The sequence below is a fragment of the Streptomyces sp. T12 genome, assembly GCF_028736035.1.
In the GTDB taxonomy this organism is placed as follows: Bacteria; Actinomycetota; Actinomycetes; order Streptomycetales; family Streptomycetaceae; genus Streptomyces.
Genome location: NZ_CP117866.1, coordinates 2327145 through 2349962, shown reverse-complemented (window position 1 = coordinate 2349962; position 22818 = coordinate 2327145). Strand labels below are relative to the sequence as shown.

21 protein-coding genes and 1 pseudogene are annotated in these 22818 nt (G+C 70.8%); 10 read left to right on the top strand and 12 right to left on the bottom strand.

All coding sequences use genetic code 11. The features are described from left to right. Window position 1: 1 nt before the first annotated feature. Entirely contained in the window at window positions 2–2230 is a 2229-nt protein-coding gene (locus tag PBV52_RS10420; protein ID WP_274238025.1) for a family 43 glycosylhydrolase, read from the bottom strand. Window positions 2231–2474: 244 nt separating this feature from the next. On the opposite strand from PBV52_RS10420, the gene PBV52_RS10415 reads away from it, so the two are divergent. Continuing rightward, on the top strand, window positions 2475–3629 hold the full coding sequence (locus tag PBV52_RS10415; protein WP_274238024.1) for a right-handed parallel beta-helix repeat-containing protein: 1155 nt from the start codon (window positions 2475–2477) through the stop codon (window positions 3627–3629). Between the two features lie 108 nt (window positions 3630–3737). On the opposite strand, the pseudogene PBV52_RS10410 reads toward PBV52_RS10415, so the two are convergent. The 4 genes and pseudogenes from PBV52_RS10410 to PBV52_RS10395 form a co-directional block, all read right to left on the bottom strand. After that, window positions 3738–3893 (bottom strand): annotated as a pseudogene (locus tag PBV52_RS10410) (polysaccharide lyase family protein); the annotation flags it as partial. Window positions 3894–3900: 7 nt separating this feature from the next. Then, window positions 3901–4731, bottom strand: coding sequence for a pectate lyase (locus PBV52_RS10405; protein ID WP_274238023.1), 831 nt, complete (start codon window positions 4729–4731; stop codon window positions 3901–3903). A gap of 83 nt (window positions 4732–4814) precedes the next feature. Continuing rightward, window positions 4815–5672, bottom strand: a complete 858-nt coding sequence (locus tag PBV52_RS10400) for an anti-sigma factor (protein ID WP_274238022.1) — start codon at window positions 5670–5672, stop codon at window positions 4815–4817. Further along, window positions 5669–6238: a SigE family RNA polymerase sigma factor gene (locus PBV52_RS10395; RefSeq protein WP_274238021.1), complete on the bottom strand. Its 570-nt coding sequence runs from the start codon at window positions 6236–6238 to the stop codon at window positions 5669–5671. Before PBV52_RS10395 ends, PBV52_RS10400 begins: the two co-directional genes overlap by 4 nt. A gap of 258 nt (window positions 6239–6496) precedes the next feature. Here PBV52_RS10395 and PBV52_RS10390 point away from each other — a divergent pair, with 258 nt between their 5' ends. Beyond that, window positions 6497–7948, top strand: a complete 1452-nt coding sequence (locus tag PBV52_RS10390) for an NCS2 family permease (protein ID WP_274238020.1) — start codon at window positions 6497–6499, stop codon at window positions 7946–7948. 12 nt (window positions 7949–7960) lie between these two features. Here the strand turns inward: PBV52_RS10390 and PBV52_RS10385 are convergent, their stop codons facing one another. From PBV52_RS10385 to PBV52_RS10360, 6 genes are all read right to left on the bottom strand, one after another. Further along, on the bottom strand, window positions 7961–9406 hold the full coding sequence (locus PBV52_RS10385) for a penicillin-binding transpeptidase domain-containing protein (protein ID WP_274238019.1): 1446 nt from the start codon (window positions 9404–9406) through the stop codon (window positions 7961–7963). Window positions 9407–9461: 55 nt separating this feature from the next. After that, complete coding sequence (locus PBV52_RS10380; RefSeq protein ID WP_274238018.1) at window positions 9462–10124, bottom strand: response regulator transcription factor; 663 nt, start codon at window positions 10122–10124, stop codon at window positions 9462–9464. A gap of 132 nt (window positions 10125–10256) precedes the next feature. Next, entirely contained in the window at window positions 10257–11549 is a 1293-nt protein-coding gene (locus tag PBV52_RS10375) for a sensor histidine kinase (RefSeq protein WP_274238017.1), read from the bottom strand. Then, window positions 11546–12544 (bottom strand): hypothetical protein, encoded by a 999-nt coding sequence (locus tag PBV52_RS10370; RefSeq protein WP_274238016.1) that lies wholly within the window; start codon window positions 12542–12544, stop codon window positions 11546–11548. The genes PBV52_RS10375 and PBV52_RS10370 overlap by 4 nt, the downstream gene beginning before the upstream one ends. 92 nt (window positions 12545–12636) lie before the next feature. Continuing rightward, the gene (locus PBV52_RS10365) at window positions 12637–13107 is read right to left on the bottom strand and encodes a GNAT family N-acetyltransferase (protein WP_274238015.1); all 471 of its coding nucleotides are present in this window, start codon (window positions 13105–13107) and stop codon (window positions 12637–12639) included. 27 nt (window positions 13108–13134) lie between these two features. Further along, window positions 13135–13908 carry an IclR family transcriptional regulator gene (locus PBV52_RS10360; RefSeq protein ID WP_274238014.1) on the bottom strand — a complete coding sequence of 258 codons (774 nt, stop codon included), beginning with the start codon at window positions 13906–13908 and terminating at the stop codon, window positions 13135–13137. A gap of 133 nt (window positions 13909–14041) precedes the next feature. Here PBV52_RS10360 and PBV52_RS10355 point away from each other — a divergent pair, with 133 nt between their 5' ends. Next, window positions 14042–15571, top strand: coding sequence for an aldehyde dehydrogenase (NADP(+)) (locus tag PBV52_RS10355; protein ID WP_274238013.1), 1530 nt, complete (start codon window positions 14042–14044; stop codon window positions 15569–15571). Window positions 15572–15617: 46 nt separating this feature from the next. After that, the gene (locus tag PBV52_RS10350) at window positions 15618–16226 is read left to right on the top strand and encodes a DUF1349 domain-containing protein (protein ID WP_274238012.1); all 609 of its coding nucleotides are present in this window, start codon (window positions 15618–15620) and stop codon (window positions 16224–16226) included. Here the strand turns inward: PBV52_RS10350 and PBV52_RS10345 are convergent. Next, the gene (locus tag PBV52_RS10345) at window positions 16186–17574 is read right to left on the bottom strand and encodes an MFS transporter (RefSeq protein ID WP_274238010.1); all 1389 of its coding nucleotides are present in this window, start codon (window positions 17572–17574) and stop codon (window positions 16186–16188) included. The two genes, PBV52_RS10350 and PBV52_RS10345, sit on opposite strands and share 41 nt — an antisense overlap. Window positions 17575–17645: 71 nt before the next feature. On the opposite strand from PBV52_RS10345, the gene PBV52_RS10340 reads away from it, so the two are divergent. From PBV52_RS10340 to PBV52_RS10315, 6 genes are all read left to right on the top strand, one after another. Further along, window positions 17646–18641 (top strand): GlxA family transcriptional regulator, encoded by a 996-nt coding sequence (locus PBV52_RS10340; protein WP_274238009.1) that lies wholly within the window; start codon window positions 17646–17648, stop codon window positions 18639–18641. After that, window positions 18638–19141, top strand: coding sequence for a GNAT family N-acetyltransferase (locus tag PBV52_RS10335; protein ID WP_274238008.1), 504 nt, complete (start codon window positions 18638–18640; stop codon window positions 19139–19141). Before PBV52_RS10340 ends, PBV52_RS10335 begins: the two co-directional genes overlap by 4 nt. Window positions 19142–19217: 76 nt before the next feature. Beyond that, on the top strand, window positions 19218–19934 hold the full coding sequence (locus tag PBV52_RS10330) for a DsbA family oxidoreductase (protein ID WP_274238007.1): 717 nt from the start codon (window positions 19218–19220) through the stop codon (window positions 19932–19934). Between the two features lie 99 nt (window positions 19935–20033). Beyond that, window positions 20034–21086, top strand: coding sequence for an aminotransferase class V-fold PLP-dependent enzyme (locus tag PBV52_RS10325; protein ID WP_274238006.1), 1053 nt, complete (start codon window positions 20034–20036; stop codon window positions 21084–21086). Window positions 21087–21131: 45 nt separating this feature from the next. Beyond that, entirely contained in the window at window positions 21132–21749 is a 618-nt protein-coding gene (locus tag PBV52_RS10320; protein WP_274238005.1) for an RNA polymerase sigma factor, read from the top strand. Window positions 21750–21813: 64 nt separating this feature from the next. Then, entirely contained in the window at window positions 21814–22815 is a 1002-nt protein-coding gene (locus tag PBV52_RS10315) for a maleylpyruvate isomerase family mycothiol-dependent enzyme (protein ID WP_274238004.1), read from the top strand. Window positions 22816–22818: the final 3 nt, after the last annotated feature.

Below are 22818 nucleotides of genomic sequence, written 5' to 3'. Positions count from 1 at the left end.
CTCACCGCCGTACGGGCCTGATCCCCTCCAGCGTCGGCACCACCGGCTCGATCGTGCCGTCGGCCGCGAACCGCATCCGGTCGACGGTCGTCTCGCGGTGCATGCCGTCGCCGCCCGGCCTTCCGGGGCCGTTCAGGGCGAACCGGTGGTAGACGACGTACCAGTCGTCGGTGCCGGGGGCGTTGACCACCGAGTGGTGGCCGGTGCCGAGGATCCCGTACTCGGGACGCTTCTGCAGGATCGTGCCCCGCTTGGTCCACGGGCCGAGCGGGGACGGTCCCGTCGCGTAGGCGACGTGGTAGTTCTCGCTGCGGGTGTCGTCCTCGGACCACATGAAGTAGTACGTGCCCTTCCGCTTGATCACGAAGGAGCCCTCGCGGAAGTTGTCGGGCGTGATGTCCTGCACCTTCGACGCGTCGTACGACACCATGTCGTCGTTCAGCGGGACCACGTACCCGTGCCCGTTGCCCCAGTAGAGATACGACGTCCCGTCGTCGTCCGTGAAGACGGCCGGGTCGATCATCTGGCCTTGCAGCGAACCGCCCTTGGCGACCAGCGGCTTGCCCAGCGCATCCTTGAACGGGCCGGCCGGGGAGTCGGCCACCGCCACGCCGATCTGCTGCTCGGCGCAGAAGTAGAAGTAGTACTTGCCGTCGCGCTCGGCGATCGCGGGCGCCCAGGCGTACTTGTCGGCCCAGGAGACGTCCGGACCGAGATCCAGGATGACCCCGTGGTCCTTCCAGTGGACCAGGTCCTTCGACGAGTACGCCTTGAATTGGGTCCCGCTCCAGCCCTGGAAGCCGTCCGTCGTCGGGTAGATCCAGTACTCGCCGTCGAGGTAGTGCACGTCCGGGTCGGCGTTGAGGCCGGGCAGGGTGGGACTGTTGGTGCGCACCGCTTCGACCGTCCAGGTGCGCTGCGTGCCGTCGGCGGCGGTCACCGTGTACTTCTGCGGCTTGCGGAAGTCGCGCCGGGTGCCGGAGCGCGGGCTGACCGTGGCGCCCTCACCGATCGACAGCTTCGGGGCGAGGCGGGACAGGTCCGCGTCCGGCCGCATGGGGAGTACGACCTTCGCGGCGCTCTGCGTGACGATCGCGTACCCCTTCTGGTCCTGCGCGGTCGCGTCCACGACCGAGGCCGGGCTCGCGGGGTACGCGGCCAGCAGCCGGTCGTACTCCGCCTGCGTCACCGGTATCACCGTGCCGTGCCGGGGGCTGGCGGGCAGCTGGTAGTCGGTGGACGGGGTCCACTTGCCCGAGTCGAGGTCGGTGGTCTCGAAGGGGACGTAGCCGCGGCCGCCGTACTCGTCGATGAACAGATACCACTTCTCCTCGGTGTTCGACTTGAACACCGTCGGGCCCTCGCCCCGGTCCATCGCGCCGCTGCCGACGCAGTCGGCGACGAAGTCGTACGACGTGTCCGTCAGGCTCGTCGACTTCTCCGCGGTGATGAACTTCGAGCAGGGGCTGGAGGAGCTGGGGTCCCGCTCGTCCTTGGTGTAGCGGTAGTAGGTGTCCTTGTGCTTCACCACGGTCGAGTCGATGACTGAGTAGCCGGGGTCGTCCCAGACCTTCGGCGCGCTGAAGGTGCGGAAGTCCTTCGTCGTCGCGTACAGCATCTTGTTGTACGTCGATCCGGTGTGGTCGGGGTCGTCGTCGGCGTACAGCTTCGACGCCCAGAAGACGACGAACTCACCGAGGCTGTCGTCCCAGTACGCCTCCGGCGCCCAGGTGTTGCCCGCGTTGTCGGGGGAGACCCTCACCAGGCGCTGGTCGGTCCAGTGGACCAGGTCGGTGGACTCCCAGACCATGATCGACTTGCTGCCGTGCCGCTGGACCTGGTCCCAACTGCCGCTGCTGTTCCGGTACATCCGCAGGTCGGTGGCGATCATGTAGAACTTGTCGCCCTCGGGGGAGCGGATCACGAACGGGTCGCGCAGGCCCTTCTCGCCGATCGTGGAGGTGAGGACCGGCTTGCCGGCGTTGAGCTCCCGCCAGTGCAGCGCGTCGTTGCCCCGGCTGAGGGCGTAGCGGATCTGCTCGCCGTCGGCGGTGCCCTCGCCGGTGAAGTAGGCGAAGAGGTAGCCGGCGTACTTGGCCTGGCGCACGGGCTGTGTCACGGGTGGTGCTCCGGGGTTCGCGGTACTGGGGGGTGCGGCCAGCAGGCCGAGCAGGAGGGCGAGGAGGGGGATCAACGGGGCCAGGAGCGTGCGGGCGGTGCGGGGGCGCATGACACATCCTGTGGGAGTGTGGGGGTTCTGGTGGGGGGTTCTGTGTGTTCGGCTGCCTCGGAGTGTCATCGGTGGGCGGCAGGGCGTCAATCGGTGCGCAGGTGACGGACGGGGACCGAAACTTTCGCTCGCTTTCGAGGGGTGCGGCAACCTTCCCGGCCCTGGCGGCGACCGGATGCCAGAAGCGGGCCGGGGCGGCCCCTCCGGCCCGCTTCGTCCCCATTCCCCAGGAAAGGAACGCTCCGTGCGTTTGAGCACCGGCCGTCACCGCAGGACCCGTACCCTGTCCATCGCCGCGGCGATCGCCGTCGCCTCGGGTGCGGGCGGCGTCTACCTCGGCCTCTCGGGCGGCGGCGCCGAGGCCGCTTCGACGACGGTCACCGTGTCCACCACCGCTCAGCTGGAGTCGGCCGTCAAGAACGCCGCCGCCGGTACGACCATCCAGGTCCGCGGCGGCACCTACCAGCCGACCGCCACACTCAAGTCCACGGCGAACGGCACGAGTTCGGTCCGCATCACGCTGCAGGCGTACGGCAGCGAGAAGGTGAGGATCGACGGCTCGAAGCTGCCCGACGGTTCCTGGCTGACCGGGATCTACGGTGACTACTGGACCGTGCAGAACCTCACCTTCGTCAACTCCCCGGCCCAGGGATTCGTCGTCACGTCGTCGGTGGGCGGTGTCTTCAGGAACCTCGTCACCGCGAACAACGGCGACTCCGGGTTCACGCTGCGCGGCGACGGCACCACGAACAATCTCGTGCAGAACCTCGACAGTTACGGCAACTACGACCCGTCCGGGCACGGTCAGAACGCCGACGGGATCGCCGTCAAGTTCGGCTCCGGAACCGGTAACAAGATCACCGGAGCACGCCTGTACAACAACTCCGACGACGGGCTCGACCTCTGGCAGTTCTCCTCGCCGGTCACCATCGAGCACACCTGGGCCTTCGGCAACGGCAAGAACCGCTGGAGCGACCCCGCCTTCGAGGGCAACGGCAACGGCTTCAAGCTGGGCGGCGGAGGGGCCTCCGTCGCGCACGTCGTCAACAACAACGCGGCCTGGGACAACACCCTGCACGGCTTCACGGAGAACTCCAACACCGGGGCCATCGTCCTCAACCGCAACACCGCCTACGCCAACACCGAGTCCGGCTTCTACTTCGCCACCGGCAAGGCACGCCTTGCCCGCAATCTCGCCGCGAGCAACAAGGGTGGACTGGCCAAGCTGGGGTCGCAGGCCGTCAGCGCGGCGAACAACTGGGACAGCGGTGTCGCGACCCCGTCCTTCAAGTCGAAGGACGCGACTACGGCGTACGGCGCCCGTGGCTCGAACGGCGCGCTGCCCGCGACGACCTACCTCACGACGGGCTCCACGACCATCGGCTCGACCATGAACTAGCCCTCGGCACAAGGGAGAACGCCCCGCCGGTCGTCACCGGCGGGGCGTTCTGTTCTGCTGACCGAGGGGGGCTCAGGTCAGCAGGTACTGGGGCGTGTCCGTCTTCCACTCCGTCTTCCACGCACTACTAGGGACGTTGAACGTGAACGTGTGGTTGTTCCCCCGGCAGGAACCCGTGGTGAGGGAAAGCGTCGAGGGTTGTGTGGGAGCTGTGGGGACGGCCGAGACCCAGTCGTTCACGGTGATGCGCGGCCGGCCGTTCGACGTTCACTCACTGGTATGCGATGTCGGAGGACGAGAACTTGCAGGAGGTCCCGTCCGGTCCGGTGCCGAGCTCCTTCGGCTCCTTGCCGCTGCTGTTGCCCTCGAAGCGGGTGCAGGTCTTGATCTTCTTGCCGCTGTCGCCGTGGATGCGGACCTTGCGCAGGGCGGCCGTGTCGCCGTAGTTGGAGTTGATGCCGACGACGGAGTTCATGGGCGCGGTGACGTCGACGTCGTTGATGATGATCGTGCGCTTGTACTGTGTGGAGCAGTTTCCGCAACTGCGCACCAGCTTGCCCGAGTTGGCGACCTGGAACTTGCTGACGACCAGCTTGCCCGCGCCGTTGAACTGGAGGACCTTGTCCGACCCGTTCTTCGCGCCGCCGCCGTAGACCGTGTACACGGCCGAGGAGGACTTGCCCTTGAAGGTCGCCGCGTCCTCCCCGACGTCGTTCCACCACACGTTCTGCAGCGTGCAGCTGCCCAGGCAGTGCACGCCGTCGGCGGCCGGGGTGCCGATGATCACGTTCTTGAGGACGGCGCCGTCCGCCAGCTGGAAGACCGGGTCCTGCCCCTCTTCCTGGCTGTCGCCCCCCAGGGCGCCGCTGCCGTATAACTCCTTGTAGCCACCGTCATAGGTACCGGAGACCTTGATCGTGCTGCTCACGGCCTGCTTGCCCTTGGCCGTCGGCCAGGGCGCGGCGGCGCCCGCGGTGGACAGCATGGTCGTCGTGACGAGCGCCGCACCCGTGATGCCCAGGGCGCAGGCTCCGGCGATCACCGCCCGTCGCTTGGTGACCTTGCGGCGGTGACTGACGTGCTGTTCGGCTCGTACTGTCATGACCCGATTCCTTGCGTGGGGGATCTTTGCGCCTGTTGGTCGCCCCCGGGTGAAGGAAGGGTTGCCGCGTGCTCGGGATTTTTTTACGAATCCCCTTCATCTGTAGGGGAGTTGGCATCGTGGCCTGCGAAGTCGCCCGCCACGGACAGTTGTTCGCCGCCCGCCGTGGCCGTCATCGCATAGCTGTCGTCCTTGGCGTCCCGGCCGCCGCGCTCATGGTCGTACTGTCCCGCGAACACCCACTCGCCCTCGCGGACCGTATGGCCCTCCTTGAGCACCCAGGTGTAGACGAGGAAGCCGTCCTTCTCCTCGACCGTCAGCGTGAAGTCGTCCTCGGGCAGCGAGCGCCAGGCGCCGGTCGAGGTGACCCCGCCGGTCTGCGCGACCTCCAACTGGACGGTGAGCGCGGTGAGTTGCTCGCTGGTCTTGAGCGTCAGATTGCTCTGCGCCCAGAAGTCGTTGCTGTGCGGGTCCACCGAGCCGTCCGACCACAGCGGGCCGTCCTCCGCGCCCTTGGCGGCCGGCGGCCGGGCGGTCGCGGGCGGCTGCTGCGAGAGGGACCCGCTCGGCTCGCGCGTCTGATCCGGCTTCTGCGGCGTGGGGTTCACGGGCGGCACCGGCGCGCGGCTCGTCGCGTCCGGCGACGGGGTGGGCGTCGGCGACGTGGCCACCGTCTGCTGCGGGGTGTCCTCCTTCACGGCGGACGCCACCGCGTAACCGCCGACCGCGAGCACACCGGCCACCGCGGCCGTCGCGCTCACCACCCGGAACCAGCCGTACACCGGAGGACGGGTCGCACGGTGGACGGCGCGGGTCTGCCCGGCGGGATCCGCCATGCCGCGCTCGATCCGGGCCAGGATCCGCGCGCGGTCGGGCTGGTGCGTCTCGGCCGCCTCGTGCAGCCGGGCGCGCAGTTCGTCGTGCACGTCCCGCCGCATCATCGGTTCCTTCCTCCGGCGTTCCCGGTGCGCGCCATCGCCGCGGCGTGCACCTTGAGTGGAGCGCCCTGCGTCCCGAGCAGCCGTTGCAGCTCCGCCATCCCCTTCGAGGTCTGGCTCTTCACCGTACCGACCGAGATGCCCAGGGTGAGTGCGGTGTCCTTCTCGGAGAGGTCGAAGGCGTGCCGCAGCACCACACAGGCGCGTTTGCGGAACGGAAGTCTACGCAACGCCCCCTGGACGTCGACGACGCCCGCGATGTCCGGGTTCTCCGTCTTCTCCTCGCGCTGCGACCAGAACAGGGCGATCCGCCGCCGCTCCCGGACCGCGCTGCGGATTTTGGTGCGGGCCAGGTTGGCCACGACCCCGCGCGCGTACGCCACCGGATGGTCGGCCGCCCGTACCCGGTCCCAGCGGTGCCACAGCGCCAGCAACGCGTCCGCCGCCAGATCGTCGGCGGCGTCCGCCTCACCCGTCAACAGATGAGCCAGGCGCGAGAGTTCGGCATAGTGGCGCTCGAAGAAGGCATGGAACTCCACGGAGGCGGCGTCGTCGACGACTGTGCCCACGGGCGACCTCTCCCCCAGTGAGTGGCATGTGGATGACATGTGGTCGTCCGGCGATCATTTAGCGATCATCCGGCCGAGGTCCGGAAGCGTAGCAGTGATCGAATACTCAGTTCGTACGAGGCTTCGAACGCCGTGTGGTACGTCGCACGTGAGCGGCCCTGATTCCGTAACACGGAGAAAACCTGAAACGCGTTCAACGCGGGAACAATCCAGCCAGCATCCGCACACCGATCAGTCAGGCAGCAAGGAGCGAGAGTCATGTCCGAATCCCAGAAGGTGACCGACCGGCCAAGTGCCACGCCACCAGGCGTGAACAGCGTCGACCGGTTCTTCAAGATCTCCGAACGGGGATCCACCTTCGCCCGTGAGATACGCGGCGGCTTCGCCACGTTCTTCACGATGGCCTACATCCTTGTCCTGAATCCCATCATCCTCGGCAGCGCGAAGGACAAGTTCGGCCACCAGTTGGATGCGGTCCAACTCACCACCGCCACCGCCCTGGTGGCCGCCGTCATGACGATCATCATGGGCGTCGGCGGCAACCTCCCGCTCGCGCTCGCCGCGGGCCTCGGCCTCAACGCCGTCGTCGCCTTCCAGATCGCCCCGTTGATGGCCTGGGACGACGCGATGGGCCTGGTCGTCCTCGAAGGCCTGCTGATCTGCGTGCTCGTGCTCACCGGTCTGCGCGAGGCCGTCATGCACGCCATCCCGCAACCGCTCAAGCAGGCGATCAGCGTCGGCATCGGCCTGTTCATCGCCTTCATCGGCTTCGTCGACGCCGGGTTCGTCAGCCGCATCCCGGACGCCGCGAACACCACCGTCCCGGTTCAGCTGGGCGGCACCGGCACGCTCACCGGGTGGCCGATCCTCGTCTTCTGTCTCGGGGTTCTGCTGACGATCGCCCTGCTCGCCCGCAAGGTGAAGGGCGCCATCCTGATCAGCATCGTCACCATGACGGTCGTCGCGATGATCATCAACTCGATCGCCGACATCAAGGCCTGGGGCCTGACCACGCCGGCCTGGCCCGACAAGGTCGTCGACACCCCCGACTTCGGACTCATCGGCGACTTCAGCCTGTTCGGCGCGTTCGGCGAGACCACGGCCATCACCGTCGTGCTGCTGATCTTCACGCTGATCCTGTCGGACTTCTTCGACACCATGGGCACGGTCGTCGGCATCAGCGCGGAGGCGGGTCTGCTGGACGAGCAGGGCAAGGTGCCGGGCCTCGGCCGGGTGCTGCTGATCGACGGTGCGGCGGCGGCCGCCGGTGGTGCGGCCTCGTCGTCCTCCGCGACCTCCTACATCGAGTCGGCCGCGGGCGTCGGCGAGGGCGCGCGCACGGGCTTCTCCAACCTGATCACCGGCGGCATGTTCGCCCTGGCCCTCTTCCTGACCCCGCTGCTCACCATCGTCCCGCTCCAGGCGGCGGCCCCCGCCCTGGTCGCCGTCGGCTTCCTGATGATGACCCAGGTCAAGCACATCGACTGGGACAAGTACGAGATCGCCATCCCGGCGTTCCTGACCATCGCCGTGATGCCGTTCACGTACTCGATCACCAACGGGATCGGGGCGGGGTTCCTCGCCTACGTCGTGATCAAGGTGGTGCTCGGGAAGGCGAAGGAGATCCACTGGTTGCTGTGGGGGACCTCGGTGCTGTTCCTGGTGTACTTCGCCATCAACCCGATCGAGCAGATCCTGGGCGTCAAGTAGCCCCGAGCGGCTCTAGCCCTTGAGCGCCGCCTCCATCACCTTCCGGGCGACGGGGGCGGCCAGCCCGTTGCCGCTGACCTCCGAGCGTGCCGCGTTCGACTGCTCGACGACCACTGCCACGGCGACCTCCTTGCCGTCGGCCTTCCCGTAGGACGTGAACCAGGCGTACGGCGTCTTGCTGTTGTTCTCGCCGTGCTGGGCCGTGCCCGTCTTACCGCCCACCGTCGCGCCGGAGATCTGCGCGTTGGTGCCCGTGCCCTTCTCGACGACCGTCTGCATGGCCGACTGGAGTTGCTCGGCGGTGTCGGAGCTGACGATCTCCTTGGTGTCCGCGTTGTCGTCGTAGTTCTCCAGGACGTCGCCGCCGCCGTCGGTGATCTGCGACACCATGTGCGGCGAGACCAGCTTGCCGCCGTTGGCAATGGCAGCGGACACCATGGCCATCTGGAGCGGGGTCGCGGTGACGTCGAACTGGCCGATGCCGGACAGGGCCGTCTGCGCCCCGTCCATGTCGGAGGGGTACACGCTCTCGTACGCCCGCACCGGCACGTCCTGCTCCTCGTCGTTGAAGCCGAACTTCTCGGCCATCGCCCTGACCTTGTCCTGGCCCAGGTCGACGGCCAGGCTCCCGAAGACGTTGTTGCACGAGTACTGAAGAGCCACCCGGATCGAGGCGTTCTCGCACGGGGCGGAAGGGTTCTCGTTGGTCAGCTCGTCGCTCGACTGAGGCAGCGGATACGGGTCCGGGCTGTCCGTCTTCTCGTCCACCGACGAGTACAGCCCGTCCTCCAGCGCGGCCGCCGCCACCACCAGCTTGAACGTCGAACCCGGCGGCAGCGGCTGGCGCAGCGCGCGGTTCGTCATCGGTTTGTCGGCGCTCTTGGTCAGCTGCTCCCAGACTTCCTTGTCGCCCGTGGTGATCCGCCCCGGGTCGTACGACGGTGTGGAGACCACCGCGAGGATCTTCCCCGTGGTGGGGTCGATCGCGACGGCGGCGCCCTTGTTGTCGCCGAGCGCGTCGTACGCCGCCTTCTGCACATCCGGGTCGATCGTCGTGATCACATTGCCCGGATCGGCCCGCTTGTCGGTGACCGTGTCCATCACGCTCTTCAGGCGGTTGTCGCTGCCGTCGAGCAGGTCCTGGTAGATGCCCTCCAGCTGGGTGGCTCCGTACGCCTGCGAGCTGTAGCCGGTCACCGCCGAGTACAGCGCGCCGTCGGTGTACGTCCGCTTGTACGCGAGGTCACCGCTCTTCGTCCGCGCCGAGCCGGTGACGGCTTCGCCGCCCACGACGATGTTGCCGAGCGGCTCGCTGTACAGCGCGATGGTGTTCCGCCGGTTGTCCTTGTCGTCCGCGAGTGCCTGGCCTTCGTAGTACTGCACCCAGGTCGCCCTGACCAGCAGAGCGAACACCAGCAGCAGCACGAAGACGGACGCCCGCCTGATCGTTTTGTTCATCCCGCTCAAGAAGACGATCAGGATGGGGCGGAACGTTCCCTTCCGCCCTGTTTTCTCATCGAGCGTTCATGAAGCCCGCCTCGTACGCGGCGATCACGGCCTGCGTGCGGTCCCGGGTGCCGGTCTTCGCCAGCACCGCCGCGACGTGCGACTTCACGGTGGCCGGACCGACCTCCATGCGCCGCGCGATCTCCGCGTTGGTCAGGCCCTGTGCCATCAGCCGCAGCACCTCGCTCTCCCGGCCCGTGAGCTTCGCCACCCACGGCGGCGGGGCCGGGTACGCGCGCGCGTGCTCGGCGGCGAGGCTGCGTACGGCCGACGGGAACAGCAGGGTGTCGGTGTGCGCGACCAGCCGTACGGCCTGGATCAGCGCGTCCGCCTCCGCCCGCTTCAGCAGGAACCCGGCGGCTCCGGCGCGCAGGGCGTCGTACACGTAGGAGTCGTTCTCGAAGGTGGTGACGACGACAATGCGGGGCGGTTCGTCGAGCGTGGCCAGGATCTGCTCGGTGGCCCGGATGCCGTCGATCTCCGGCATACGGACGTCCATGAGGACCACGTCGGGCCGCCGCTCCCGCACGACGGACACGGCCTCGGCCCCGGTCGCCGCCTCACCGACCACCTCCAGGTCCGGCTCGGCGGAGAGGATGGCGCGCAGGGCGGTGCGGACCATGCGCTCGTCGTCGGCGAGGACGATGCGGATCGCTGCGCGGGGCGTCATGCGTGTTCCCTCAGGGTCGGCGGGCGGGTCATGCGGATCGTCTCGGGGTCGGTGGTCGTGGTGTTGTGCGGGCCGTCGCGGGTGCGGTGGCGGGGTCCTATGGGCGGCGTCTCCCGGTCGGCGGCCGTGATGTCATGCCGGGCCCTTCATCGGCAGCCGCACGCGCAGGCGCCAGATGCCCGCCACCGCGCCGGTCTTTACCGGCCCCGCCCCTGCTTCCGCCGTCCCCGCCTCCATGGTTCCGCCCAGCAGTCGTGCCCGGTCGGCTATGCCGCGCAGGCCGTGGCCGCCGCCGGGTCGGCACTCGGGGGCGCAGGCGACGGGATTCTCGACGGTGATCTCCAGGTGCCCGTCGGCCACTTCGATCCGCAGCCGCACGCTCACCCGGTCACCGGCGTGCTTGAGGGCGTTGCTCAACCCCTCCTGCACGATGCGGTAGGCCTCGCGGGACAGGACGGGCGGCAGGGCCTCGGGGTCGGCGGCGAGCGTGGCGGTCACCCGCAGCCCGCCCGCGCGGGTGCGGCGCACCAGGCCGTCGAGGTCGGCGGCGAGGGTGGGTGCAGGGGCCGTGCCGGGTGTGTCGCCGTCCCTCAACACGCCGAGCACGGCGTCGAGTTCGCCGACCGTACGCCGGGTCGTGTCCTCGATCGCGGCGAGGGCCTCGCGGACGAACTCCGGGTCGGTGCCGAGGAGCCGGCGGGCCGCGCTCGCCTGGAGGGTGACGGCGCTGAGGGCGTGGCCCACGGAGTCGTGCAGCTCGCGCGCGAGCCGGTTGCGCACGGCGAGGTCGGCCGCGCGTGCCTCGGCCGCCGCGAGCCGGTCCTCGGGCGTGGGCCCGAGCAGCGCGGGCGCCCAGCGCGCGAGGAGCGCGCCGCAGCCGGCCGCGCAGCCGGCGAGCGCGAGCAGTGTCGCCATGCCCGCGACCGGGGCGAGCGCCAACACCCAGGGCCGGCCGAGGGATTCGGGCAGCGCGACGGCCTCGGCGCCGCCCAGCCAGACGATCAGCGGCAGTGCGGCGAGGAAGCCGGCGAACGGCGGCACCGCCAGCGACATCCCCGAGATGATCCCCCCGAACCCGAGATGCAGCGTGAACCAGGCCGCCGCACGCCCCTTCGCGGCCCGCGTCCGGGCGGGCCCGTAGGCGAGCAGACCCGCGTCGACACCGCACAGCGACCGCACGGCACCCGCCTCCAGGGACCGGGTCAGCGGGAACAGCGCGGCGGTGAGGGCGGCGAGAGGCAGCCCGACGGCGAAGGAGAGCAGTTGCAGGAGCAGGTCGTTGAAGACGTACCTGGAGTCGGTGGCGGGACCGACGACGAGCTGGCCCACGAAGACGTACGGCATGGCGAGCGCGCCGCCGAGGATCAGATGGATCCAGCGCCGGCGCGCCCGCCGCCCGAACAGGAACCGGGTGAACTGGCTCACGCCGTACGACGTTTCCGGCTCGCGGAGCGCTCCGCGAGGAAGTGGACGCCGAGGCAGGCGACGAGGATGCCGACGATCATCTCGCCAGCGTAGGCGAGGTTCATCAGCGCTGTCGGACCGTCGGTGATGTCGGTGAGAGGGGCCAGCGACAACCAGCCCGCCCAGCAGACAAGGGCGGCGGAACCGACCCAGACGAGGGCGAGCGGAACCTTGACGGACAGGGCTCGGCCGCGCCGGAAAGCGAGGAGGGAAGCGCCGGTGACGGCCATGGCGAGGAAGACGGTGTACAGGACCTCCATGACGTAGAAGTCACTGGTCCGGTCGGCGATGCGGGTCCCGCCCAGTCCGGCGGTGCTGCCGCACGCCCACAGGACGTGGGCGGTCAGGGGCAGCAGGGCGAGTACGGCGGCCGCGACGGCGACCATCCGCTGGGCCGCTCCGATGACACCCACGGGGAGTTCCCAGATCCGCCCCTGCCACAGGTGGCCCCAGCGGTCCCGGGCGTAGAGCACGAACAGCGCGCCGAGGGTGAGTCCCTGCACGATGAACCCGGTGTAGACGACCCCGAAGACCCAGGTGTCGAGGAACGGCTTCCCGGCGCCGTCCGTGGTGTCCACCGTTCCGCCGAGCGCGCTGACGAGGAGCTGGATCGGGAACCCGGCCATGAGCGGCGCGAGCAGCCCGGTGGCCACCCACGCGGGGAGGGCCAGCAGCCAGGCGGGCACGCGCAGCCCCCACGGCCGGGTCAGCACCAGCGCGAGCACGATCACGGCCGCGTCCATGAGGACGGTGATGCCGTTGGCGACGGCGATACTCGCCCGGTGCTCCAGCAGCGGGCTGCCGTCCGGGATCCCGATGCGACTGCCGGCGAGCCAGGCCACCTTGAGGGCGAGATACGGCCCGCAGGAGACGATGGCGACGGCGCGCAGGAGCCGACGGGACCGGCCGAGACCCGTGGAGGGCTGCACCGGAGTGGGAGCGAGTGTCTGCGTCATGCGTCCACGCTCCCGTGCGCCGGGTGCCGGGCACGTCCTGCGCGCCGACGATCCGACTCCGCCGGACGGGGGAGGGGCCCTCACCCCTCACGTCACCCCTCCAGATGCAGCACGAACTCGTCGATCTCCTCGCCCCGCGCGTTCGCGAACCCCCTCGCCTGCGCGGTCACCCGGAACCCGCACTTGCGCAGCACCCGCAGCGAGCCCTCGTTGTCCGCCGCCGCACGCGCGTACAGCGGGCGTTCGGGGACCTCGGTGAGCAGCCCGCGCAGCGCGGCGGTGGCGATGCCCCGTCCCCAGTACGCCCGGTCCACCCAGTACGTCACCTCGCGCTCGCCCGGCTCCCCGTACACCGCCGTGCTGCCCACCACGTCACCGTCGGCCAGGATCGTGCGCAGGACGTCGCCCGAGGACCGGATCCGCTTCCAGTGCTCGTCGAAGGCGTCCCGGTCGGCCGGGTCCTTGGGGGTGAAGGCCGCCATGCGCAGGGCCTCCGGGTCGTTCATCTGCCGGTAGAAGACGGGCAGATCGCTGTCGTGTACCTCGCGGAGTTCCACATCCATGGAGTCACAGCCTACGAACCCATGGAGTCAGAGCCTACGAGTGGCCAGCGTCAGCCTGTCCCGCGCGTCGAACAGCGCGTCCTTCACCATCTGCTCGTGCGCGGGCGTCAGCCGGGCCACCGGCACCGAGCAGCTGATCGCGTCGCGGGCCGGGGTGCGGTACGGGATCGCCACGCCGAAGCAGCGCAGGCCGAGGGTGTTCTCCTCGCGGTCCACGGCGAAGCCCTGCTCGCGGACCTGCTGGAGCTCCTCGATGAGCTTCTCGCGGTCGGTGATCGTGTTCTCGGTCAGCGCGGGGAGCGTCTCCGGGAGCATCTTGCGGACCTGTTCGTCCGTGTAGGTGCTCAGCAGCGCCTTGCCGAGGGAGGTGGAGTGGGCCGGGAGGCGGCGGCCGACCCGGGTGAAGGGGCGCAGATAGTGCTGGGACTGGCGGGTGGCCAGATAGACGACGTTCGTGCCGTCCAGACGGGCCAGGTGGATCGTCTCGGTCGTGTCGTCCGACAGGCGGTCCAGCGTCGGGCGGGCCGCCGCGACCACCTCGTCGCCGTCGATGTAGGAGGTGCCGACCAGCAGCGCCCGTACGCCGATGCCGTACCGCGTGCCCGTCGCGTCCGTCTCCACCCAGCCCAGCTCGACGAGCGTGCGCAGCAACATGTAGAGACTGGACTTGGGGTATCCGACGGCCTCCTGGACCGACGCGAGGGAGTGCATGCCGGGGCGTCCGGCGAAGTATTCCAGCAGTTCAACCGTCCGTACCGCGGACTTGACCTGCGCCCCGCCGCCCGTCTCGCCAGCCGACATCGCCCTTGACCCCTTCGTTGGACGGGAAATAGTCTCCGACAGCATATTCATCATCAGAGACAGCGTTCAGTATATCGAACGAGCCTGGTGGATGACCCCGTACTGCGGCATTACATGTGTGGAGGGACCCGCGGTGGCAGCAGCACCAGTCTGGAGTGTCGACCCCCGAACCGGGAAGCAGCGTGAACAGGTTGCGGTGGAGGCCACAGCCCAGGAGGTGGACGCCGCCGTCCGCGCCGCGCACGACGCGCGCGGCGCCCTGGCGGACCGCACGGTCCGCGCGGCCTTCCTGCGTACCGCCGCCGACAAGCTCCAGGCAGCCAAGGACCAGCTCGTCGAGGCCGCCGACGCCGAGACCGCGCTCGGCCCGGTCCGCCTCACCGGCGAACTCGCCCGCACCTGCTACCAGCTGCGGGCCTTCGCGGACATCGTCGACGAGGGCGCGTTCCTCGACGTCGTGATCAACCACCCCGACGACACCGCGACGCCGCCGATCCCGGACCTGCGCCGCTACAAGGTGTCCCTCGGCGTCGTCGCCGTCTACTCGGCGTCCAACTTCCCCTTCGCCTTCTCCGTCGCCGGCGGCGACACCGCGAGCGCGCTCGGCGCGGGCTGCCCGGTCGTCGTCAAGGCCCACCCCGACCACCCGGCCCTGTCCGAGCTGGTCGCGGCCGTCCTGCGGCGGGCCGCCGCCGAGCACGGCATCCCCGAGGGCGTCATCGGCCTCGTGCACGGCTTCGAGGCCGGCATCGAGCTGATCAAGCACCCGCTGGTCACCGCGGCCGGCTTCACCGGTTCGATCCGGGGCGGCCGAGCCCTCTTCGACGCGGCGGCCGCGCGGCCGGTGCCGATTCCGTTCCACGGTGAGCTGGGCTCCCTGAACCCGGTCGTGATCACGGAGGCCGCGGCCGCCGAGCGCGCGGAGGCCATCGGTACGGGTCTTGCCGGGTCCATGACGCTGGGCGTCGGGCAGTTCTGTGTGAAGCCGGGCCTGGTGCTGGTGCCGTCCGGCGCCGCGGGTGACGGCCTGGTCAAGTCGCTCACGGACGCCGTCAGCGACACCGACGCCGGTGTCCTGCTCGACCACCGCATGCGGGACAACTTCCTCGCCGGGGTCGCCGAGCGCGCCGAACTCCCCGACGTGGAGACCCCGGTGACGCCGGGCGCCGGGGGCGAGCACACCGTGAGCGCCGGCTTCCTGACGGTCGCGGCCGAGAAGCTGACCAGCGAGGGGGCCTACGACCTGCTCCTGGAGGAGTGCTTCGGCCCGGTGACCGTCGTGGCCCGCTACGACGACGACACGCAGGCCCAGGCCGTGCTCTCCCGGCTGCCCGGCAACCTCACCGCGACGGTCCACCTCTCCGCCGAGGAAGCGGCGGGCGAGGGCCGGGGCGCGAAGATCCTCGCGGAGCTGACGCCGCTGGCCGGCCGTGTGCTGGTGAACGGGTGGCCGACCGGTGTCGCCGTCGCGGCGGCTCAGCACCACGGCGGTCCGTACCCGGCGACGACCTCGACGTCGACCTCCGTCGGCGGTACGGCGATCGAGCGCTGGATGAGGCCGGTCGCCTACCAGAGCGCCCCCGAGGCGCTGCTGCCGCCGGAGCTGCGGGACGACAACCCGCTCGGCCTGCCGCGCCGCTTCAACGGTCGCCTCGAACGCTGAACGATTAACGGCCACATGGCGGAGGGGAAACTGAAAGACTCTGGGGATGGACGTGGAACTTCCTGAACTGCCTTTTCCCCTCCGCACCTATGGCCCCGACGGCCACTGGTCCTACGAGGACGGCATGCTCTCCGGATGGGCCGGACCCCGCCAGGACCGGTTCGTGCCGCCCACCGGGGAGGCCCTCGACCCCGCCTCCGACGCGCCGCGGCTCCTCGGCGCACCCGAGGGCGACTTCCAGCTGATCGCCCGCGTCACCGTCGGGTTCGCCGCCGCCTTCGACGCCGGGGTGCTCTACGTCCACGTCGGGGAGCGGGCCTGGGCCAAGCTCTGCCTGGAATACTCCCCGGACGTGCCCACCGTCTGCACGGTGGTCACCCGGGGTCACTCCGACGACGCCAACTCCTTCACCGTGGAGGGGAGTTCGGTCTGGCTGCGAGTGAGCAGGACCGAGCGGGCCTTCGCCTTCCACGCCTCCCGCGACGGTGAGCGCTGGACCTTCATCCGGCTCTTCACCCTGGGGGACGAGAAGGAGACGGACGCCGCCCTGGTCGGCTTCATGACGCAGTCGCCGATGGGGGAGGGGTGTGTCGTGACGTACGACCACCTCGAATTCAGGCCGAACTGGCCGAAGGACCTGCGAGACGGAAGCTGAGCAGGCCCGTCACCGCCAGCAGGGCCGCGCTGATCACCAGGCTCAGCCGCATCCCCGCCACGAAGCCGTCGGAGATCAACGCCCCGAAGGCGGCGATGCCCAGCGCCCCGGCCATCTGCCGCGCCGAGTTGAGGACGCCGGCCGCCAGACCCGCCCGTTCGGCGGGTACGGCGTCCAGCATCGCCGCCGTCAGCGGCGGCACCGTCAGCGCGCAGCCCAACGCCATGGGGACGAGGAGCAGGGCCACCAGGACCGGAGACGTCCCGGAGTCGACGTACAGCATCACGAGCAGTCCTGCGACGGCCAGGCCCTGTCCCACCACCATGGGCAGCCGGGCGCCGTAGCGGCCCGCGAGCTTGCCCGCCGCCACGTTCGTCACCGCGATCAGGCCCGTCATCGGCAGGAACATCAGCCCGGCCTGGAGTGCGGAACGGCCCTGCACCTGCTGGAAGAAGAGCGAGAAGACGAACACCATGCTGTAGAAGGCCACGCTGACCGCCGCTCCCGCGGCGACCGTCACCGCCACGGTCCGGTTGCGGAAGAGGGCGAGGGGGACGACCGGGTGCGGTTGGCGCGCCTCGATCCCGAGGAACGCGGCCGCGGCCACCACGGCCACCGCCAGCGCAGCCCACCCCGCCGTGCCGCCCTCGATCACCGCGAACGTCAGCGCCGTCAGGGCCACCACCGCCGTCACCTGCCCCGGCAGGTCCAGCGGTGCCGGGCGGCGCTCCGAGCGCGGGGCGCGGACCAGCAGCACGAGGATCAGCGCCCCGACGGGAAGGTTGACGAAGAAGATCCCGCGCCAGTCCCAGGCCGTCGTCAGCACACCGCCCGCCACCGGACCCAGCGCCACCGCCACCGAACCGCCCGCCGCCCACGCGGCCACCGCACGGGCCCGCCGCGCCGGATCGGCGTACGCCTGCCGCACCAGCGCCAGCGAGGCCGGCAGCACCACGGCCGCCGCCATGCCCTGCACCACCCGCGCCCCGATCAGGGCGGGCAGGTTCGGCGCCAGGCCGCAGGCCGCCGAGGCGAGCGTGAACACGGCGGTGCCGAGCACGTACGCCCGGCTCGCCCCCACCCGGTCCGAGAACGCCCCCGTGGACAGCATGAGCGCGGCGAAGGCCAGGGTGTAGGCGTCCACCACCCACTGCAGACCGGACAACCCGCCCCCGAGGGAGGAACCGATCGCGGGCAGGGCCACGTTCACGATGGACGCGTCGAGGCAGACCAGCGCGAAGCCGAGGAGTCCGGCGGTGAGGGTGAGGGCGGAGGACGACCTCCTGGGCTCCAACCCGCCCTTCGAGGAGGCGAGTTCGTCGCCCTTGAGGGTCTGCTTCGTTGACATGCCCTCCATGCTGCGGATCTCCGCCGTCGTAGAGTAGTGGCCGCAATGCCATGCACCCGGAGGTTCTGGCCATGCCCCAGCCGCACGCCCCGCACCGCATCGCCGTCGTCGCGCCCTCGCCCGTCTCGATGTTCAACCTCGCCATCCCGGAGATGCTGTTCGGCAAGGTGGAGGTGGCCGGGCGGCCCGGTTACGAGGTGGTCATCTGCGCGGCCGAGCCGGGACCGGTGCCCACCACCGGCGGCCTCGACCTGTATGTGCGCCGCGGCCTCGACGCCGTGCGGGAGGCGGACACGGTGCTCGTCGCGGGGACCGGGGAACCCTTCGAGCCGGAGCCGCGGATCGTCACCGCCGTGCGCGAGGCGGCCGACGGCGGCAAGCGGATCGCCTCCCTGTGCACGGGCACCTTCCAGCTCGCCGAGGCCGGCCTGCTGCACGGGCGCCGGGCCACCACGTACTGGGCGCACGCCGAGGAGCTGCGCCGCCGGTACCCGCACGTCGACCTGTGCGGCGACGTGCTGTACGTGCAGGACGGACCGTACGTGACCTCCTCCGGCTACGCCGCCGGCATCGACCTGTGCCTGCACATCATCCGCACCGACTACGGCGCCGCCGTCGCCAACGAGGTCGCCCGGCGCGCCCTCGTCGCGCCCGTACGACCCGGCGGCCAGACCCAGTTCACGCAGACCCCGCTGCCGCCCGAGCGCGGCACCGCCTGCGCCGACACCCGCGGCTGGGCCATGCGCAACCTCGACAAGCCGCTCACCCTCACCGACCTGGCCCGCCACGCCGGCGTCAGCGTCCGCACCCTCACCCGCCGCTTCCACGCCGAGAGCGGGGTGAGCCCGCTGCAGTGGCTGCTCCACCAGCGCATCGAGCGCGCCAAGGAGCTGCTGGAGACCACCGCCCTGCCCATGGACCAGGTGGCCCACGGCTGCGGTCTGGGCACGGCCGACTCGCTGCGGGGGCATCTCGTGCGGCGCACCGGCCTGACGCCCAGCGCCTATCGGGCGCAGTTCAGCCGCCTCGGAACCGGAGCGCCGGCGGTCACGTCCTCCGTTGCATGATCAGCGACCGAGTCAAGCCGGGCAGGGTCATCCGCACCGCCGTGCCCGCCGAGGTGGAGTCCATCGTCACGCTGCACGCCCGGGCGCGGGCGACGTACTACCCCGACGGCGCCCCGGACGACGGCACCGACTGGCACGGCGCCTGGCGCAGCGCCGTCGAGCGGCCCGACGGACACGTCCTGTGCGTGGTCGAGCAGGGCCGGATCATCGCGCTCGCCTCCTTTCGCACCCCGGAGGGCGGCGCCGCGGACGCGGTCAAGCTCTTCCAGTTCCACGTCGACCCCGACCACTGGCGCGGCGGCGTCGGTACGGCCCTGCACACGGCCTGCGTCGAGGAGTGGCGGGCCGACGGCAAACGCACTGCCGTCCTCGACGTGCATGTCGACAACCGGCGCGCCCAGGCCTTCTACGCCCGCCAGGGCTGGCTCCCGGACCCGGAGAACCCGCCCGCCGACGGCGACCACCACCTGTTCCTGCGCTTCTGCGTGGCCGGGGAATGAACGCGGCTATTTGAACGTTCACGTACAGGGGCGGAGAGAGCCTCCGTATCCGTACGAGCTGGAGAGAGCCACAGACATGCGCGTCGAGATCTGGAGCGACATCGCCTGCCCCTGGTGCTACGTGGGCAAGGCCCGCTTCGAGAAGGCGCTCGAGGCCTTCCCGCACCGCGACCAGGTCGAGGTGGTGCACCGCTCGTTCGAGCTGGACCCCGGGCGCGCCAAGGGCGACATCCAGCCCGTGATCACCATGCTCACCAGGAAGTACGGCATGAGCGCGGCGCAGGCCCAGGCCGGCGAGGAGAACCTCGGCGCGCAGGCCGCCGCGGAGGGGCTCGACTACCGCACCGAGGGCCGTGACCACGGCAACACCTTCGACATGCACCGGCTGCTGCACCTCGCCAAGGAGCACGGCAAGCAGGACGAGCTGATCCAGCTCCTCTACCGGGCGAACTTCGCCGAGGAGCGGTCCGTCTTCTCCGAGGGCGACGAGCGGCTCGTGGAGCTGGCCGTCGCGGCCGGGCTCGACGCCGACGACGTCCGCAAGGTCCTCGCCGACCCGAACGCCTACGCCGACGACGTGCGCGCCGACGAGCGCGAGGCCGCCCAGCTCGGCGCGAGCGGCGTGCCGTTCTTCGTCCTCGACCGCAAGTTCGGCGTCTCCGGCGCCCAGCCCGCCGAGGTCTTCCAGCAGGCGCTGACGCAGGCGTGGGGCGAGCGGCCGCCGCTGACGCTGATCGAGCAGGGTGACGCGGACGCGTGCGGTCCGGATGGCTGCGCGGTGCCGCAGCACTGAACAAGTGCGCAGGTCGGGGCCGATCTATAAGCGTTGCTTAGCGAAACCACGTAAAGAGTCGTAATGGACTGAGAGGTCTTCAGGGCCCACAGTGGACCCATGGAGACCTTCGAGAGCCTCGTCCGTGCCGAGTTCGCCCCGAAGAACGTCTATTTGAACACCGCGAGCACCGGGCTGCTCCCGGCCCGCACCGTGGCCGCTGTCACCGAGGCGGCACGCATGCGGGCCGAGGGCAGGCCACTGGGCCCGCTGCACGCGGACGTGGAGGCCGCCCGGGCCGCCTTCGCCCGGCTGGCCGGCGTCCCCGTCGAGCGGGTGGCGGCGGGTTCGTCCGTCGCCGCCTACACCGGGCTGGTCGCCGCCTCGCTGCCCGCGGGCGCCGAAGTCCTCACCGCCGAGGACGACTTCACCTCCGTCGTGAACCCCTTCCACACCCGCGGCGACCTCAAGGTGCGCATCGTGCCCCTGGAGCGGCTCGCCGAGTCCGTGCGGCCCGGCACCGCGCTCGTCGCGGTCAGCGCCGCGCAGTCCGCCGACGGCCGGATCGCCGACCTGCCCGCCCTGCGCGAGGCGGCCCGCGAACACGGCGCCCGTACGTACATCGACGTCTCCCAAGCAGGCGCCTGGCTGCCGATGGAGGCCGACGCGAACGACTTCACCGTGACCGTCTGTTACAAGTGGCTGATGGGCCCGCACGGCGCGGGCTTCCTCGTCGTGCCGGAGGACTTCGGCGGGCTGCTGCCGATCCTGGCCGGCTGGGTCGCCGGGGAGAGCCCCTGGGACAGCTGCTACGGCCCGGTCACCGAACTCGCCCACTCCGCCCGGCGGTTCGACCTGCCCCCGGCCCTGTTCAGCTTCGCGGGACTGCGCCGCTCCCTCGAACTCCTGGAGGAACTCGGCGTGGACGCCGTACGCGCCCATGACCTCGCCCTCGCCGACCGCTTCCGGGCCGGTCTCGCCGGCCTCGGCCAGGCACCGGTGCCCGCGCCCGGCTCGGCCATCGTGTCCGTGCCCGGACTCGGCCACCGCCAGCCCGAGCTGAGCGCGGCCGGGATCGAGGTCTCCGACCGCGCGGGCAACCTGCGCGCCTCCTTCCACCTCTACAACACACCCGAGGATGTCGACCGGCTGCTGGACGCCCTGTCCGCCTGAACCACTGGCGCGGGCCCGTCGGGGACGCTAGGAAAGGCACCAGGGGTGGTGGTGCCGGTGGAGTCCACGGGCGATACGTCCGTACAGCCGCCTGCCGACGCGGAGGTGCACCGGCGGCTGGTGTACGGCGACGAGTCCGCGCTGGCCGAGGTGTACACGGCGTACGGCGGGCTGGTGCGGCGGGTCGCCGTGCGCGTCACCCGCTCTCCGGCCGCCGCCGAGGACGTGGCGCAGGAGGTCTTCGCCCAGCTGTGGAGCAGGCCGTACGCCTTCGACGCGCGCCGCGGCTCGCTGCGTGGCTGGCTGTCCATGCTCGCCCACCGGCGGGCTGTGGACTGGGTGCGCGGCGAGGCCAGGCACCGCAAGGACGCCGGAGCCGACGACTCGGCGCTCCAGGCCATCCCCGACGCCGGTCCCGGCCCCGACGAGACGGTCGTCGACCGGGAGCGCTCCCTGCTGCTGCACACCGCCCTCGCCGAACTCCCGCAGCCCCAACGCGAGGTCGTCCACCTCGCCTACTTCGCGGGCCGCACCTACCGGCAGGCCGCCGTGGAGCTGGGCATCCCCGAGGGCACGGCCAAGACCCGGCTGCGCACCGCCCTGCGTACCCTGGCCGAGACTTTGGCCGACCCACCGGACCCGGCGCTCGAAAGGGGCGCATGATGGCGAGAGGGGTGCGCGCCGGGCAGGAGAACGGGCAGGGGGCACAGGGAGGAGGAGGCGTGCGATGACCGACGATCACGAGGTCGTACGTGACCTGCTGGCCGCCTGGGCCTTCGACGCCCTCGCCCCGGCCGACGAGGAGACGGTCCTGCCGCACCTCGCCGAGTGCGAGACCTGCGCGGCTCAGGCGGCACGGCTGCGGGAGACGGTACGACTGCTGGAGGGGCCGGCGCCGAAGGTCCCGGCGGGGTCGGCCGACGGCGCACTGTCCCTCGCCCTCCGCACCCGCCCCGCCGCCGCCCGCGTCGCCGCGCACGCCGCCCCCTACGCCGCCGCCGTCGCCGGGCTGAGGGCGTTGCTGCCCGCGCTGGAGGGGCGCTGGGCCACGCCGGTCGTGCACGACTGGGACGTGCATGCCACCGTCGCCCACCTCCTCGCCGCCGACGAGCATCTGGCAGGACGGCTCGGTGTCGGCTCCCGCGTGCCGGGCTCGCGGATCGACGAGGGCACGGGCTGGGAGGACGCCTGGGAACGCCGTACCGCCGAGGTCATCGCGCACGAGCACGGCCGTACGCCCGGGGAGACCGTGGCCGACTGGGCCGCGCAGGCGGGCGAGTTGCTCGCGACGCCCGAGGCTCGGGACGCCGAACTCGCAGCGCGCGCCGTGACGTTGATGGGGCTGCGGCTGCCCGTCGCAGACCACTTCCTGGTGCGCGGCTTCGAGACGTGGATCCACACCGACGACATCGGCCGCGCACTCGGCATCGCCGTCCCACCCCCGCCCCAGGAGCACCTTCACCAGCTGATCCGCCTCGCCGTACGCGTCCTCGGCCTGGCCCTGGGCACCACCGCGCCCCCGGTGCTCTTCTCGGTCACCGGGGGCGAGGAGTGGGTGCTGGGGTCCGAGGACGAGCCGGTGGCCGCCGAACTCGCCCTGGATCCCGTCGACTTCTGCCTCCTGGTCGGCGGACGATACGCCCCGGAGGCGGTGCCGAGGGGTGCCACGGGCGACGCGGCCGCCGTACGGAACGTACTGGAGACGGCCGCGTCGCTGGCGTGGCTGTGAGGA

Excerpts from the sequence above, each read along its gene's own strand:
- PBV52_RS10420 (WP_274238025.1), bottom strand. The coding sequence starts at position 2,230 with ATGCGCCCCCGCACCGCCCGCACGCTCCTGGCCCCGTTGATCCCCCTC.
- PBV52_RS10405 (WP_274238023.1), bottom strand. The coding sequence starts at position 4,731 with ATGACAGTACGAGCCGAACAGCACGTCAGTCACCGCCGCAAGGTCACC.
- PBV52_RS10400 (WP_274238022.1), bottom strand. The coding sequence starts at position 5,672 with ATGATGCGGCGGGACGTGCACGACGAACTGCGCGCCCGGCTGCACGAG.
- PBV52_RS10390 (WP_274238020.1), top strand. The coding sequence starts at position 6,497 with ATGTCCGAATCCCAGAAGGTGACCGACCGGCCAAGTGCCACGCCACCA.
- PBV52_RS10385 (WP_274238019.1), bottom strand. The coding sequence starts at position 9,406 with ATGAACAAAACGATCAGGCGGGCGTCCGTCTTCGTGCTGCTGCTGGTG.
- PBV52_RS10380 (WP_274238018.1), bottom strand. The coding sequence starts at position 10,124 with ATGACGCCCCGCGCAGCGATCCGCATCGTCCTCGCCGACGACGAGCGC.
- PBV52_RS10370 (WP_274238016.1), bottom strand. The coding sequence starts at position 12,544 with ATGACGCAGACACTCGCTCCCACTCCGGTGCAGCCCTCCACGGGTCTC.
- PBV52_RS10365 (WP_274238015.1), bottom strand. The coding sequence starts at position 13,107 with ATGGATGTGGAACTCCGCGAGGTACACGACAGCGATCTGCCCGTCTTC.
- PBV52_RS10360 (WP_274238014.1), bottom strand. The coding sequence starts at position 13,908 with ATGTCGGCTGGCGAGACGGGCGGCGGGGCGCAGGTCAAGTCCGCGGTA.
- PBV52_RS10350 (WP_274238012.1), top strand. The coding sequence starts at position 15,618 with ATGGACGTGGAACTTCCTGAACTGCCTTTTCCCCTCCGCACCTATGGC.
- PBV52_RS10345 (WP_274238010.1), bottom strand. The coding sequence starts at position 17,574 with ATGTCAACGAAGCAGACCCTCAAGGGCGACGAACTCGCCTCCTCGAAG.
- PBV52_RS10340 (WP_274238009.1), top strand. The coding sequence starts at position 17,646 with ATGCCCCAGCCGCACGCCCCGCACCGCATCGCCGTCGTCGCGCCCTCG.
- PBV52_RS10335 (WP_274238008.1), top strand. The coding sequence starts at position 18,638 with ATGATCAGCGACCGAGTCAAGCCGGGCAGGGTCATCCGCACCGCCGTG.
- PBV52_RS10330 (WP_274238007.1), top strand. The coding sequence starts at position 19,218 with ATGCGCGTCGAGATCTGGAGCGACATCGCCTGCCCCTGGTGCTACGTG.
- PBV52_RS10325 (WP_274238006.1), top strand. The coding sequence starts at position 20,034 with ATGGAGACCTTCGAGAGCCTCGTCCGTGCCGAGTTCGCCCCGAAGAAC.
- PBV52_RS10315 (WP_274238004.1), top strand. The coding sequence starts at position 21,814 with ATGACCGACGATCACGAGGTCGTACGTGACCTGCTGGCCGCCTGGGCC.